Annotated in this window: 13 protein-coding genes and 1 riboswitch; of the genes, 7 read left to right on the top strand and 6 right to left on the bottom strand. The window is 70.2% G+C overall.

The window, feature by feature from the left end; translation table 11 throughout:
• Window positions 1–157 precede the first annotated feature (157 nt).
• Genes deoA through TSO5_RS19380 form a run of 6 tightly spaced genes read right to left on the bottom strand, consistent with a single transcriptional unit; the run spans window position 158 to window position 5,707 of the window.
• Window positions 158–1,477 (bottom strand): thymidine phosphorylase, encoded by a 1,320-nt coding sequence (gene deoA / locus TSO5_RS19405; RefSeq protein WP_109153086.1) that lies wholly within the window; start codon window positions 1,475–1,477, stop codon window positions 158–160.
• Between the two features lie 3 nt (window positions 1,478–1,480).
• On the bottom strand, window positions 1,481–2,308 hold the full coding sequence (deoC, locus tag TSO5_RS19400; RefSeq protein WP_109153085.1) for a deoxyribose-phosphate aldolase: 828 nt from the start codon (window positions 2,306–2,308) through the stop codon (window positions 1,481–1,483).
• Entirely contained in the window at window positions 2,305–3,138 is an 834-nt protein-coding gene (locus TSO5_RS19395) for a purine-nucleoside phosphorylase (protein ID WP_109153084.1), read from the bottom strand. Before TSO5_RS19395 ends, deoC begins: the two co-directional genes overlap by 4 nt.
• A 15-nt stretch (window positions 3,139–3,153) precedes the next feature.
• Complete coding sequence (gene cdd, locus TSO5_RS19390; RefSeq protein WP_109153083.1) at window positions 3,154–3,573, bottom strand: cytidine deaminase; 420 nt, start codon at window positions 3,571–3,573, stop codon at window positions 3,154–3,156.
• 4 nt (window positions 3,574–3,577) lie between these two features.
• Window positions 3,578–4,552, bottom strand: a complete 975-nt coding sequence (locus tag TSO5_RS19385; protein WP_109153082.1) for an ABC transporter permease — start codon at window positions 4,550–4,552, stop codon at window positions 3,578–3,580.
• A gap of 3 nt (window positions 4,553–4,555) precedes the next feature.
• Window positions 4,556–5,707 carry an ABC transporter permease gene (locus TSO5_RS19380; protein ID WP_109153081.1) on the bottom strand — a complete coding sequence of 384 codons (1,152 nt, stop codon included), beginning with the start codon at window positions 5,705–5,707 and terminating at the stop codon, window positions 4,556–4,558.
• Window positions 5,708–5,893: 186 nt separating this feature from the next.
• Here TSO5_RS19380 and TSO5_RS19375 point away from each other — a divergent pair, with 186 nt between their 5' ends.
• From TSO5_RS19375 to TSO5_RS19345, 7 genes are all read left to right on the top strand, one after another.
• Window positions 5,894–6,226 carry a (2Fe-2S) ferredoxin domain-containing protein gene (locus TSO5_RS19375; RefSeq protein ID WP_109153080.1) on the top strand — a complete coding sequence of 111 codons (333 nt, stop codon included), beginning with the start codon at window positions 5,894–5,896 and terminating at the stop codon, window positions 6,224–6,226.
• Window positions 6,227–6,490: 264 nt separating this feature from the next.
• Window positions 6,491–7,405, top strand: coding sequence for a DMT family transporter (locus TSO5_RS19370; protein ID WP_109153079.1), 915 nt, complete (start codon window positions 6,491–6,493; stop codon window positions 7,403–7,405).
• 33 nt (window positions 7,406–7,438) lie between these two features.
• Window positions 7,439–7,554: riboswitch (TPP riboswitch) on the top strand.
• 71 nt (window positions 7,555–7,625) lie between these two features.
• A complete protein-coding gene (locus tag TSO5_RS19365) occupies window positions 7,626–8,762 on the top strand; it encodes an ABC transporter substrate-binding protein (RefSeq protein ID WP_109153078.1) in 1,137 nt (378 codons plus the stop codon).
• A 4-nt stretch (window positions 8,763–8,766) separates the two neighbouring features.
• Window positions 8,767–9,639 carry a branched-chain amino acid ABC transporter permease gene (locus TSO5_RS19360; protein WP_109153077.1) on the top strand — a complete coding sequence of 291 codons (873 nt, stop codon included), beginning with the start codon at window positions 8,767–8,769 and terminating at the stop codon, window positions 9,637–9,639.
• A gap of 67 nt (window positions 9,640–9,706) precedes the next feature.
• Window positions 9,707–11,425, top strand: coding sequence for a branched-chain amino acid ABC transporter ATP-binding protein/permease (locus TSO5_RS19355; RefSeq protein ID WP_109153076.1), 1,719 nt, complete (start codon window positions 9,707–9,709; stop codon window positions 11,423–11,425).
• Complete coding sequence (locus tag TSO5_RS19350; protein WP_109153075.1) at window positions 11,422–12,123, top strand: ABC transporter ATP-binding protein; 702 nt, start codon at window positions 11,422–11,424, stop codon at window positions 12,121–12,123. Before TSO5_RS19355 ends, TSO5_RS19350 begins: the two co-directional genes overlap by 4 nt.
• Before the next feature lie 126 nt (window positions 12,124–12,249).
• The gene (locus TSO5_RS19345) at window positions 12,250–13,590 is read left to right on the top strand and encodes a hypothetical protein (protein WP_109153120.1); all 1,341 of its coding nucleotides are present in this window, start codon (window positions 12,250–12,252) and stop codon (window positions 13,588–13,590) included.
• Window positions 13,591–13,598: the final 8 nt, after the last annotated feature.

The raw sequence follows: 13,598 nt of genomic DNA, 5'->3' as shown, positions 1-13,598 counted from the left end.
TCGCGACCGGGAGCTTTCCCTCTCCCGCCCCGGATCCCCTCTCCCCCCCCGGGGAGAGGGTTAGGGTGAGGGGGATGCGCTTCGTGGCTCTCTTCGGCTGCGCCGAACCCCCTCATCCCAACCTTCTCCCCAGGGGGGAGAAGGGGTTAAGCGCACTTTACCCCAAACGTTTCGCGATCAGCGGCCCGCGCGCCGGTGCCGTATCGCTCACCGTGACCGACGCGCGCAGGCGCCGTTCCGCCTCCTCGGCCTGGGCTTCCGTGCGGGCGTGTAGGATCGCCAGCGGGCGGTCTCCCGGCCCCACGGCGTCACCCAGCCCGGCGATCTCGTCGAAGCCGACGGCGAAGTCGATGGCATCGGTCGTCCTGGTCCGGCCGCCGCCCAGCGCCACCACCGCCATGCCAACGCCGCGGGTGTCGATGGCGCCGACGAGGCCGGACCGCTCGGCGAAGACCGGGCGGACGATCGGTGCGCTTTCCAGATGCCGGTCTGGCTGTTCCAGAAGGTCGGCCGGTCCGCCGAGCGCCTCTACCATGCGGGCGAAACGCTCCGCCGCTGCGCCGCTGGCGATGGAGCGGTCAGCCATGGCGCGTCCTGCCGCCGCGTCCGGCGCCAGCCCGGCAAGCGCCAGCAGTTCCGCCGCCAGTGCCGCCGTCACCTCATAGAGTCGAGGGTCGGCCGGTTCGCCGCGCAGGATGGCGAGGCATTCCCGCATCTCCAGCGCGTTGCCGGCGCTGCGGCCCAGCACCTCGTTCATGTCGGTCAGCAGGGCCACCGCCGGCAGGCCGGCGCCCTTCGACACGGTGACGATGCTCTCGGCCAGCGCCTCGGCATCCGAGAGGCGCTGCATGAAGGCGCCGCTGCCGAACTTCACGTCCATGACCAGCGCATCCAGCCCGGCGGCGAGCTTCTTCGACAGGATCGACGCGGTGATGAGGTCGAGCGATTCGACCGTCGCCGTCACGTCGCGAATGGCGTAGAGCCGCTTGTCGGCCGGGGCGATGTCGTCGGTGGCGCCGATCACCGCGCAGCCGACCTGCTTCACCACCCGGCGCAGCAGGTCGTTGTCGGGCTTGGCGCGATAGCCGGGGATGCTCTCGAACTTGTCGAGCGTGCCGCCGGTGTGGCCGAGCCCGCGTCCGGACACCATCGGCACGAAGCCGCCGCAGGCCGCCAGCATCGGCGCCAGGATCAGGCTGACCTTGTCGCCGACGCCCCCCGTGGAATGCTTGTCGATCACTGGGCCGGGCAGGTCCAGCGAGCGCCATTCCATCACCGTGCCGGAATCGCGCATGGCGCGGGTCAACGCCACCCGTTCGTCCAGGCTCATGCCGCGGAAGAAGACGGCCATGGCGAAGGCCGCCGCCTGGGCCTCCGACACGCTGCCGTCGGTGATGCCACGCACGAAATCCTGGATGGTGGCGGCGTCGAGCAGCTGGCCATCGCGCTTGGCGCGAACGATCTCCTGCGGAAGCATGCCTCAGTACCCTCCCGCCGGGGCCGGTTCGCGTTCGCCCTCCCGCTCCCCATGCCCGGCCGCCACCAGCAGCGAGTCGAGCAGGCTGGACGCGCCGAAGCGGAAGGTCTGCGGCGTTGCCCAGCCTTCCCCCAGGATATGGTCGGCCAGCGCCAGATAGCGCGCCGCCTCCGCCGCGTCGCGGATGCCGCCGGACGCCTTGAAGCCGACCGGCTTGCCCGATTCATAGATGCAGTCCAGCATCACCGCCGCCGCCGGCAGGGTGGCGGCCGGCTGGGTCTTGCCGGTGGAGGTCTTCAGGAAATCGGCTCCGGCGGCGATGGCGTCGCGGGCCGCCCAGGCCAGCAGGTCGGCGTCGGGGAAGGCGCCCGATTCCAGGATCACCTTCATCAGGGCCTTGTCGCCGCAGGCCTCGCGGCAGGCCTTCACCACATTCATCGGCTGGGTACGGGCGCCGTCGATGAAGGCCTTGTAGGGCAGCACCACGTCGATCTCGTCGGCGCCGTCGGCGATGGCGCGCCGGGTTTCCGCCGCCACCGAGGAGGCGTCGGCCTCGCCGGTCGGGAAATTCACCACGGTGGCGACCTTCACCGGCGTTCCCTCCAGCGCCTTGCGGGCAGTGGGGACGAAGCGCGCCCAGACGCAGACGGCGGCGACCGGCCCGACGGGCGTGACGGCGCGGGCGCAGAGATCCTGCACCACCCGGTCGCTGTCGTCGCCGTTCAGGCTGGTGAGGTCGAGCATGCCCACGGCACGGCGCGCCAGATCGGCGTCGGACGGGGCGTTGGCGCTGGCGTCGAGCGCGCTTTGCAGGTCGGCAGACAGTTTCATGACCGGGACCCGTCCTTTTCATGCAGGCGTTCGAGAAAACCGACCAGCAGGCGCTCCAGGTCGGCGGCTGCCGCAGATGCGGCAGTCAGGGTCTGGTGATGGTCGACCGGCCCGTCGCCGAGCCCGACCCCCAGGTTGGTGACGACCGCGCAGCCGACGACCCGCAGGCCGCAATGGCGGGCGATGATGCATTCCGGAACGGTGGACATGCCGACCGCGTCGGCACCGAGCAGCTTCATCATCCGCACCTCGGCCGGCGTCTCGAAGGACGGGCCGGGATAGGCGGCATAGATGCCCTCCGCCAGATCGATGGACAGGCCGGCGGCGACGTCCTTCAAGAGGCTGCGCAGAGCCGGATCCCAGGCGTCGGTCATGCTGGGGAAGCGCTCGCCGAAGGCTTCGTCGTTCGGGCCGGTCAGGGGGTTGGAACCCAGCAGGTTCAGATGGTCGCTGATCGCCATCAGTCGGCCCGGCCCGACCTCCAGCCGGAGCGAGCCGACGGCGGCGGTCAGCACCAGTGTGTCGCAGCCGGCCAGCTTCAGCGCCCGCACGGCGGTTTTCAGCGCATCGAAGCCGTTGCCTTCATAGGCATGGACGCGGCCCTGCATGCAGGCGACCTCGACCCCGCCGAGCTGCCCAACGACCAGCCGCCCGGCATGGCCGGAGACGCTGGGGACCGGGAAGCCGGCGATCTCGCCGTAGGGGATGGATACGGCATCGGCGATGCGGTCGGCGATGTCGCCCAGGCCGGAACCCAGCACGATGCCGACCCGCGGCCGGTGGCCGGAGGCACGGTGAAGGATGTCCGCGGCGGCGCGGGCTGCCGTCATGTCGGGAAACTCCGCTCAGAAGGCTAAATTGGTGGGGCCAAACGATTCGGGCAACAGGATCTCCAGCGAAAAGGTCCGCCGCAGACCGGCCGGGTCGCAGATGTGGATCGGGGTTTCCGGCGTGGCGAATTCGCGGATGCGCTGGCGGCAACCGCCGCAAGGTGTGCAGATTTCCTCCGCCCCCGCCTCGCCGCCCATGACGACGATGGCGCGGATGCGGCGGTCACCGGCAGTGACCATGGCGCCGATGGCGCTCGATTCGGCGCACTGGCCCTGCGGGTAGGCGGCATTCTCCACATTGCAGCCGGCGAAGATGCGCCCCGATTCGCCAAGGATCGCCGCACCCACCTTGAATTTGGAATAGGGGGCGTGGGCGTTCTCGCGCGCGGCACGGGCCGCTTCGATCATCCGGGGCAACTCTGCCGGGTCGGTCATGGCGTCAGCGCTCCTTGACATAGGGGATGCCGCTCGCCTTCGGGGCGACGGCCTTGCCGACGAAGCCGGCCAGCAGCAGGACGGTCAGCACATAGGGCAGCATCTGGATGAACTGCACCGGGATGACGCCGATGCCCGGCAATTCCACCCCCTGCAGGCGCACCTGCACCGCATCGGTGAAGGCGAACAGCAGGCAGGCGAACAGGGTCGGTCCAGGCCGCCATTTGCCGAAGATCAGCGCGGCCAGCGCCAGATAGCCCTTGCCGGCGGTCATGTCGCGGACGAAGCCGGCGCCGTGGCCGGTGGAGAGATACGAGCCGGCCATCCCCGTCAGCGCGCCGGTCACCAGCAGCGCCTGATAGCGCAGCTTCGTCACCGACAGGCCGGCGGTGTCGACCGCCGCCGGATTCTCGCCCACCGCCCGCAGCCGCAGCCCGAAGCGCGAGCGGTAGAGCACCCATTGGGTGGCGATCACCAGGACCAGCGTCACCCAGATCAGCACATTGTTGCCGTTCAGCAATTCGCGGTAGACCGGCCCCAGCACCGGCACGCCGGCCAGCGCATCGACCCCCGGCAGCTCCACCGCGGGAATGCGCGCCTGATTGGGCAGAAGCGGGGTCTGGCCGCCCTGCTGGAACCAGGCATAGGCCAGCGTCGGCGCCAGCCCGGCGACCAGGATGTTGATCGCCATGCCCGACACCACCTGATTGCCGTTGTGGGTGATGCAGGCGAAGCCATGGACCAGCGCCAGCGCCACCCCGGCGGCGATGCCGGCCAGCAGCCCCAGCCAGGGGTTCAGCGTCGTCGACGCGACGGCGGCGGAGAAGAAGGCGCCGGCCAGCATCTTGCCTTCCAGCCCGATGTCGACCACGCCCGACCGCTCGCAATACATACCGGCGAAGGCGGCCAGCACCAGCGGCGTCGCCACCCGGATGGTGGCGCTCAGCAGCTGCAGTGCCAGAAGAAGCGCGTCCTCCATCGCTCAGCCCCTTCCCCCGGTGGCGATATCTGCGGCGGCGGTGGTGCTGCGGCGGCGGAACAGCGCCTCCACCTGTGGCTTGAACAGGTTCTCCATCGCGCCGGCGAACAGGATGACCAAACCCTGGATGACCATCACCAGCTCGCGGTTGATCGTGGGATAGTCGAAGGACAGCTGGCCGCCGCCCTGCGCCAGAACCCCGAACAGCAATGCCGCCAGAATGATCCCGACCGGGTGGTTGCGCCCCATCAGTGCCACGGCGATGCCGACGAAGCCGACGCCGCCGGTGAAGTTCAGGATCACCCGGTGCTGCACGCCCAGGATCTCGTTCACGCCCACGAAGCCGGCCAGCGCGCCGGAGATCAGCATGGCGATGATGATGTTCCGCGACGGCGAGATGCCGGCATAGACCGCCGCCCGCTCGTTCCGGCCCACCGTGCGCAGCTCGTAGCCCCAGCGGGTGCGGCGCAGGAAGATGTGGAACAGCAGGCAGCAGGCCAGCGCCCACAGGAAGGACAGGTTCAGCGGCGAGGCCGGGATGGTGATGCCGAACCAGCCCAGCGCGCGGTCCATCGACGGCAGCCAGACACCGGGATCGAACTCGCGGGTCTCGGGCGACTGGCTGCCGGGGCGGATCAGCACGTCCACCAGCAGCCAGGTCATGATCGACGCGGCGATGAAATTGAACATGATCGTCGTGATGACGATGTGGCTGCCGCGTTTGGCCTGCAACCAGGCCGGGATGAAGGCCCAGGCAGCGCCGAACAGGGCCGATGCCAGCACCGCCAGCAGCGCCACCACCGGCCAGGGCCAGCCGGTCAGCGCCAGCGCCACCAGCCCGGCGCCGAGGCCGCCGAGATAGGCCTGCCCCTCGCCGCCGATGTTGAACAGCCCGCAATGGAAGGCGATGGCGACCGCCAGCCCGGTGAAGATGTAGTCGGTGGTGTAATAAAGGGTGTAGCCGATGGCCTCCGGATAGCCCAGAGCCTCCGACAGCAGCAGCGACAGCACGTCGACCGGATTCTCGCCGATCACCAGGATCACCAGCCCCGACAGCACGAAGGCCGCGACGAGGTTGAGAACCGGCAGCAGCGCATACCCGACCCAGCCCGGCACTGCGCCCGGCTGGCCCTTCCCCGATCCGCTCAGCAGCACCGGCGTCTCCTGGATTGCCCCTTGCCGCGGATTCTTAACCGCCAATGCTCTGCCGACCAAGCATTTCATCGCGCCGGAATCGCTGTAGGTGCCGTGGGTTAGAAGGATTACAAAAACCCTTGCCGCAGCGCAGCAATCTGGCATGCTTCTAAACCATATAATTTTTATGGTCATGGAGCATGCCCGATGCCGCTCGACATTCCGCAGACCTTCCGCCACCACGTCTTCTGCTGCGCCCAGCAGCGTCCGCCCGGCCATCCCCGCGGCAACTGCGCCGCCAAGGGCGCCCACCCGCTGTGGCAGCGGCTGGACCAGAAAATCCAGGCGAAGGGTCTGGCCGATGTCGGCATGGCGATGACGGGCTGCCTCGGCTTCTGCTCCGCCGGGCCGCTGATGGTGGTCTATCCCGAAGGCATCTGGTACCGGCCGGAAACGCCGGAGGACATTGATGAGATCGTTGAGTCACATCTGGTGAACGATGCGCCGGTGGAGCGGCTGGTGATGGTGCTGACAAGGTGAGAGGGTGTTTGCTCACGGTTGAGTGTCGGCTGACGGTGCCCCCTCCCTAACCCTCCCCCCGCTCACGCGGGAGAGGGGACTGCCGCCGCTTCGCATAAGGCACCCTCTCCCGCCAAAGGCGGGGGAGGGTTGGGGAGGGGGCATCCGAAGCCTGAACTCCGCGAAAACCCCACGCCTATCAGACCTGCGGTTGCGGCATTGGGACGCGGGGGCGTTTGCCCATAATGTGGGCAACCTCCGCCATTGCCGTTCCGAACCAATCCGATGACCGACGCCGAGACCGCCGACCTGCTGCCAGCCGAGGCCGATTCGGTTCCCTATGCCGTCGGCTGCTTCCTGGGTGCGATCCTGCTGTTCGCGGCGATGGACACGCTCATCAAGTTCCTGACCGCCGATTACCCGGTGCCGCAGCTGATGTTCGTGCGCTCGCTGGTCGCCTTCCTGCTGGTGGGCGGTTACACGCTGTGGCGCGGCGGCGGAATCGCGGCGATGCGGACGCGGCGGCCCTGGGGGCATGTCTGGCGGGCCTTCGCCGGGCTGATCTCGATGGGATGCTTCTTCTATGCGTTCCGCGAACTGCCGCTGGCCGACGTCTATGTGCTGAGCTTCGCCGGGCCGCTGTTCATCACCGCGCTGTCCGCGCCGCTGTTGGGGGAACCCGTGGGCTGGCGGCGCTGGGCGGCGGTGGTGGTCGGATTCGGCGGCGTCGTGGTGATGGCGCAGCCCTCGGCCGGGGCGCCGCTGGTGCCGGTGCTGGTCGGGCTTTGCGCCGCGCTGTTCTATGCATTGGCGGCGCTGGCCGTACGCGGCCTGTCGCGCACGGAGACCAGCGCGTCCATCGTGCTCTATCTGCTGCTGACGACGACGGTGGTCAGCGGCGCGCTGACGGTGCCGGTGTGGACGGCGCCGACTGCCTTCGCACTGGGGCTGATGGCGCTGGTCGGCGCGATCGGCGCCGGCGCGCAGGTGCTGCTGACCCAGGCCTTCCGCCGCGCGCCGCCGGCGGTGGTGGCGCCCTTCGAATATACCGGCATGGTCTGGGCCAGCCTGTTCGGCTGGCTGGTGTTCGGCGATTTGCCGACCGTGCCGGTGATCGCCGGCGCCATGGTCATCATCGGCAGCGGGCTCTACATCCTGCATCGTGAAACCCTGGTGGCGCGTCGCCGGCTGGGTTCTTGACAGGACGGGGCCGGCGGCGACACTCTCGCCGCCTGTTCACGGCTGGGGTGCCCCTGCCTTTCGCCGGATCGGCGGATGCGGGGGCTGAGACAACACCCATCGAACCTGATCCGGGTCATGCCGGCGAAGGGAGCCGACCGGAACCCGACGGATCAGCCGCAAACGCCCCGTCCCCTCCGCGTCGCTCCGGTTGCCGGCGCGAGTTGAGGAGTTTTCGGTCATGCGGCGCGCGCTTCCCCTTCTGATCGGCCTGCTGGCGGCCACGTCCTGCCTGTCTCCGGCGGCGCGGGCCGACGACACGCTGTCCTTTCCGGTGCTGGTTCCGCTGACCGGATTCCTGTCGCTGGAGGGCACCAGCCAGCGCAACGGTGCCGTCCTGGCGCTGAAGCAGACGCCGGCCGGCGTCGCCATCGCGTCGGAGGTCGTCGACACCGGCACCTCGCCCGAGGCGGCGGTGACGGCGCTGGAGCGGGCGGCCGGCAGCGGAACCGTCGGGGCGGTCGCCGCCAGCATGCTCGGCACCCAGATGCTGGCGATGCTGCCGCTGGCGCAGGAGCTGAAACTGCCGCTGGTCACCGTGTCCGGCACCGCCTCGATCACCGAGCAGGGCAACCCCTGGGTCTTCCGCTTCTTCCCCGGCGACGCCGTGACCAAATCCGCCCACGCCCGCTATGTGGTGGAGGCGTTGGGCAAGCGGCACCCGGCGATCATCTATCAGACCACCGCCTATGGGCAGAGCGGCAAGACCCATCTCGACGCCGCCTTCAAGGCGCTGGGCGTCACGCCGGTGTTCGAGGAGGGGGTGGATCCGGCGGCCAAGGACCTGCTGCCGGTGCTGACCAAGGCGCTGGCCGCCAAGCCCGACGTGCTGGTGCTGCACCTGCATTCCGGCCCGACCGCGCTGCTGCTGCGGCAGGCGGCGTCCAGCGGCGTGACGCTGCCGATCGTCGCCGGCTCCGCCATGCATCAGCCGAGCACCGCGGCTCTGCTGGAACCGGCGGAGCTGAAGGGCGTCTGCGCCGAGACCGCGGCCTCGCCCATTTCCGGCGACACGCCAGAGGTCAAGGCCTTCACCGACGCTTACCGGACCGCTTTCGGTAAGGACCCGGACGCCTTCGCGCTCGGCCAGTATGATGGGATGACGATGGTGCTGGAGGCGGTGAAGGCCGGCGCCCGCACGCCCGACGCGATCCGCAAGGCGCTGTCGGCGGAGACGTTCAAGGGTCTCGCCATGACCTACAAGTCGGATGGCAAGGGCAACATGGCCCATTCCGCCGTCATCGTCTGCTATGACGGGACCAGCCGCGTGCCGAAGCTGGTGAAGCGGTACGACGACCCGACGCTCGCGGCGAAGTGAGCGGATGGCGGCGTTTCAACTGCTGGTCAATGGGGTGGCGCTGGGGGCGGCCTATGCCCTGGTGGCGCTGGGCTTCGTGCTGGTGCTGAACGCCACCTCGGCGGTGAATTTCGCGCAGGGCGACCTCGTGATGGCCGGCGGGCTGCTGGCGGTGGCGCTGGCGCCGCTGATCCCGTTGCCGGGCATCGTCCTGCTGCCTGTGGTGCTGGTGCTGATGGCGGCGTTGGGTCTGCTGCTGGCCCTGGCGGCCTATCTGCCGCTGCGCCGCCGGCCGCCGGTGTCGGTCTTCATCAGCACCATCGCGGTCGGCATCATCCTGCAGAACGGCGCCGCCATCCTGTTCGGGCCGGAGCCGCGCGCTGCACCGCCGCTGTTCGGCGACGAAACCCTGCACATCGCCGGGCTGGCGGTGCCGGAGCAGTCGCTCGCCATCGTCGCGGTGGCGGCCCTGCTGATCGGCGCGCAGCAATGGATCTTCGCGCGTACGCAACTCGGCCGCCGGCTGCGCGCGACGGCGCAGGATCCGGAGATGGCGCGCGCCTGTGGAGTGCCGGTCACCGCGATGATTCTGGTGACGTTCGCCATCGGGGCCGCCTGCGCGGGTGCAGCCGGGCTGCTGCTGGCCAACCGCTATTTCGTCACGCCGACCTCGGGCGGGGACCTGATTTTGAAGGCCTACATCGCGGTGACGGTGGGCGGTTGGGGCTCCGTGCCGGGCGCGGTGGTGGGGGCTTTGCTGATCGCGCTGTTCGAGGTCGGGGTGTCGTCGGTGCTGTCCTACCCGGTGGCGCTGGGGGCCTTGTACCTGACGCTGCTGGCGATCCTGGTGCTGCGGCCACAAGGGCTGTTCGGCGAAGCGGTGAAGCGTCGTGGTTGAGCGATCCGCGCAGCGCGTCCCCCTCACCCCAACCCTCTCCCCGGGGAGGAGAGGGGGCAGGGTCGGGGTGGAGAGTGTCATTCTGGCGGCTGGCGCCTTTGCTCTGCTGGGCTATGCGCTGGCCTTTGCCTCGCCCTATGGCCTGCGCGTCCTGACCGTTGCCGGGGTGTATGCGCTGGCGACCTTCGGCTTCCAGATCGTCTTCGGCCTGGGTGGTGCGCTGTCGCTGGCCCAGGGCGCCTTCTTCGGCGTCGGCGCCTATGTGACGGGCATCCTCGGCAGCCGCTACGGCCTCGGCTTCGAGGCGACCTTTCCGCTGTCGATGCTGGTTCCGCTGCTGCTGGCGCTGCCGGTCGGGCTGGCGGTGCTGCGGCTGGAGTCGCACTACTTCGCCCTGGCGACGCTGGGGATCGCGCAGGTGCTGCATCTGCTGGCGGTCAACCTGCCGGAGCTGACCGGCGGCTCCAACGGGCTCGCCGGAGTGCCGGCGGTGGTGCTGTTCGGCTGGGCGGTGCCGAGGGGCCTGCCGATGGCCGGGCTGGTCTGGGGGCTGGTGGCGCTCGGCGGGCTGATCGGCTGGCGGCTGGCGCGCGGGCGGCTCGGCCGGTCGCTGATCATGCTGCGCGACGATCCGCTGGCGGCGGGGACGTTGGGACTGGATGTCGGCCGGCTGCGGCTGGCCGCCTTCGGCATCAGCGCGGTTTTCGCCGGGGCCGCCGGAGCGCTGGCCGTCCATACCCAGCGCGTCGTCTCGCCGGAGGTGCTGGAATTTCCGATCATGGTCTCCATCCTCACCATCGCCATCGTCGGCGGGCGGGGGCGGATGGCCGGGGCGGTGCTGGGGGCCGTGCTGCTGCTGCATCTGCCGGAATGGTTCCGCTTCCTGGAGCGCGGCTATCTGGTCATCTACGGCGCCGCGCTGCTGCTGACCGTCGTGCTGGCGCCGGACGGGCTGACCGGGCTTCTCCACCGCCTTGCGGCCCGCCTCTACAGCGGCAAGCCCCGTATGCTGGCGGAGGCGAGGGAGCCGCCGCTGCCACCCGCCCAGCCGGATGGGCTGGCGGTCGAAGGCTTGCGGAAATCCTTCGGCGGCGTGCGGGCGGTGGACCGCGTGTCGCTGGACCTGCGACCGGGCAGCATCACCGGGCTGATCGGGCCGAACGGGTCGGGCAAGTCAACGGTCATCAACCTGCTGTCGGGGCTGGAGCGGCCGGATGCCGGCCGGGTGCGGCTCGGCGGGCAGGACGTCACCGGCGCCCGCGCCGACCGGCTGGCCCGTGCCGGGCTGGCCCGCAGCTTCCAGGCGGCGGCGCTGCCCAGTGGCGCCGGCGTGCTGGAGGCGGTGGCCGCGGCTCGGCTCGCCTTCGATCCGGACGCCGCGACGGCGGAGGCACATGCGCGCTGGGCGCTCGACCGGCTGGGCGTCGGCGAGCTTGCCGGGCAGTCCTGCGACGGGTTGCCGGCGGCGCTGCGGCGGCGGGTGGAACTGGCCCGCGCCCTGGTCCGCCGCCCGGCGGTCCTGCTGCTGGACGAGCCCGCCGCCGGACTGACCGACGGCGAAAAGGCCGAACTGGCGGTTTTGCTGCGCGACTTGGCGGGGGAGGGGATGGCGATCCTGTTGGTGGAGCACGACATGGGATTCCTGCTGCCGCTGGCCGGGCATGTGCTGTGCCTCGACCGCGGGCGGGTGATCTATGACGGATCGGCCGGCGGCGTGCGGCGGGACCCGGCGGTGACGACGGCTTACCTTGGCCGAGCGGATTTGGGCCGGGCGGGATCGGCATGACCGCGCTGCTGTCCATCCGCAACCTGACCGCCGGCTATGGCGGCGCCACTGCGCTCGATGACGTGTCGCTGATCGTCGCAGCCGGGGAGACGGTGGCGTTGCTCGGCGCCAACGGAGCGGGGAAGTCGACGCTGTTGAAGGCGCTGCTTGGCCTCGTACCGGCGCGGGGGGAACTGCGGTTCGACGGCGCCGATCTCGGCCCGCTGGCGACCGAGGCGCGGGTGAGGCGCGGCATCGGCTATGTGCCGGAGGGGCGGCGGGTTTTCCCCGGCATGAGCGTGCGCGACAATCTGGAGGTCGCCGGCCTGCCCGCCGCCCGCGACCGCGCCCGGGATGTCGAGCGCGTCTTCGCCCTGTTCCCCGACTTGGCCATGAAGAGCGGCGAGAGCGCCTGGCGGCTGTCCGGCGGCCAGCAGCAGATGCTGAGCCTGGGCCGCGCGCTGATGGGCCGGCCACGCCTGCTGCTGCTCGACGAGCCGTCGCTCGGTCTGTCGCCCAAGCTGGCCGACGAGGTCTTTTCCGCCGTCGGCCGCATCGCCGCCGCGGGCACCGCGGTGCTTCTGGCCGAGCAGAGCGCGGCACGCGCGCTGGCGGTCGCGCCGCGCGCCGTCCTGCTGCGGCTGGGCCGCGTGGTCGGCGACGGGCCGGTGGCGTCGCTGTCGGAAGAGGCGCTGCAGGGCGCGTTCTTCGGGGGGTAGGAGCATCCCCCTGCGTGTCCCGTGCAACAGGTGTCAGCCTCCCGCAACAGGAAGGGCGGTTGGGCTTGCGGATGGGGGCGGTCGCGGATAGCTTCGCCGCCACAACCATCTATGGATTACCTCGTGATGACCGCCCGCCTTGCCGTTCCGCTGTCCGCGCTCCTCCTGCTGGGCGTGGCGTCGACTCCGGCGGTGGCGGATCTGGTGCCGGTCGAGCCGAACATGCCGCCGGCCGCCTATTACGGGCTGCCCGAGCCGGAAGAAGAGATCCTGACTCCTGCCGCGCCGCAGCAGGGTGCCAAGCCGGCCAATCCGCCTGCCGCCGGCACTCCCGGCGGCGACAAGGCCGCCGCTCCGCCGAAGCCGGAGGGGCCGGGCGAACTGATCGAGAGCTGGGACGGCGGCGCCGCCAAGAAGAAGGACGGCAGCTTCGCCTATTGCGTGGCGGAGGGGGAATTCACCTCCGGCCATGTGCTGATGTTCGCCCGCAGCCCGAAGGGGGAGACCAACATCGGCATCGGCATTCCCGGTGCCGACCTGCCGAAGGGCGGCGAATGGCCGGTGACCATCGAGGTCGACAAGAAGCTGAAGCGGGAACGGGTCGCCATCGCTTCGCAGCCGGACATGCTGGTGGTCTCCAACGGCAAGGACGAGGAGCTGGTCAACGCCCTGATGGGCGGGAACGAACTGGTGGTTTCTTCGGCCTCGGACCGCATCGCCTTCAAGCTGGACGGCACGAAGAAGGTGCTGGGCGACCTGAAGACCTGCGTCGACAAGGGCGGCAACGTCCCGCCGATCAAGGTCGCCGCCGGCCGCCCGGCGGAGAAGAAGAACCGCCTGCCGGAAGGGCTGGACAGCCTGCTGACGGCGGCCGGGGTGCATGACGCCGAACTGGTGCCGATGGACAAGGTCCCGCAGGAGCGCCGCCCGGCCGACGTCGCCTGGCGCTTCGGGCCCATCGTCGGCGGCATCCGCGAGCGCGCGGTGGGCGAGGGCGCCAAGATCGACGAGCTGTCGGACAGCTTCGCCGACGCCATGAAGCAGCGCTGCGAAGGCACGCCGACGGTCAGCCTGAACCCGTCCGAACAGGCCGGTGCGGTCTGGCTGCGCACGGGATCGGTCGATTGCGCGATGCCGCAGGGAAAGCTGCACGTCACGCTCAATTTCCTGCTGTCGCAGCGCCGGCTGTTCACCGTGATCTTCCATGAGGCTGGCGAACCCGACGTCGGGCTGGCCGACAAGGTGCGCGACAACCTCGCCCAGGTGCTGCGCCGCGCCGGAACCGCGCCGGCGCCCACCACCACAGACGCGGCGCCGGTTCTGCCGGCACCCGTTCAGCCGGCACCTGCGGTGCAGACCCCCACTGCATCTCCCTCAGTATCTCCCGCACCGGCCCCATCCGCTCCGTCGGCGCCCGCGCCGGCGACGGTAAAGCCGCAATCAAAACCGCAGCAAGCCAAGCCCTGACGGAACTC

It is taken from the genome of Azospirillum sp. TSO5, assembly GCF_003116065.1.
Classification (GTDB): Bacteria; Pseudomonadota; Alphaproteobacteria; order Azospirillales; family Azospirillaceae; genus Azospirillum.
The sequence above is the reverse complement of the archived record's forward strand: the minus strand, read 5'-3'. Positions and strand labels throughout refer to the sequence as shown.

Excerpts from the sequence above, each read along its gene's own strand:
- TSO5_RS19345 (WP_109153120.1), top strand. The coding sequence starts at position 12,250 with ATGACCGCCCGCCTTGCCGTTCCGCTGTCCGCGCTCCTCCTGCTGGGC.
- TSO5_RS19395 (WP_109153084.1), bottom strand. The coding sequence starts at position 3,138 with ATGACGGCAGCCCGCGCCGCCGCGGACATCCTTCACCGTGCCTCCGGC.
- TSO5_RS19360 (WP_109153077.1), top strand. The coding sequence starts at position 8,767 with ATGGCGGCGTTTCAACTGCTGGTCAATGGGGTGGCGCTGGGGGCGGCC.
- TSO5_RS19370 (WP_109153079.1), top strand. The coding sequence starts at position 6,491 with ATGACCGACGCCGAGACCGCCGACCTGCTGCCAGCCGAGGCCGATTCG.
- TSO5_RS19385 (WP_109153082.1), bottom strand. The coding sequence starts at position 4,552 with ATGGAGGACGCGCTTCTTCTGGCACTGCAGCTGCTGAGCGCCACCATC.
- TSO5_RS19365 (WP_109153078.1), top strand. The coding sequence starts at position 7,626 with ATGCGGCGCGCGCTTCCCCTTCTGATCGGCCTGCTGGCGGCCACGTCC.
- deoC (WP_109153085.1), bottom strand. The coding sequence starts at position 2,308 with ATGAAACTGTCTGCCGACCTGCAAAGCGCGCTCGACGCCAGCGCCAAC.
- TSO5_RS19375 (WP_109153080.1), top strand. The coding sequence starts at position 5,894 with ATGCCGCTCGACATTCCGCAGACCTTCCGCCACCACGTCTTCTGCTGC.
- deoA (WP_109153086.1), bottom strand. The coding sequence starts at position 1,477 with ATGCTTCCGCAGGAGATCGTTCGCGCCAAGCGCGATGGCCAGCTGCTC.
- cdd (WP_109153083.1), bottom strand. The coding sequence starts at position 3,573 with ATGACCGACCCGGCAGAGTTGCCCCGGATGATCGAAGCGGCCCGTGCC.
- TSO5_RS19350 (WP_109153075.1), top strand. The coding sequence starts at position 11,422 with ATGACCGCGCTGCTGTCCATCCGCAACCTGACCGCCGGCTATGGCGGC.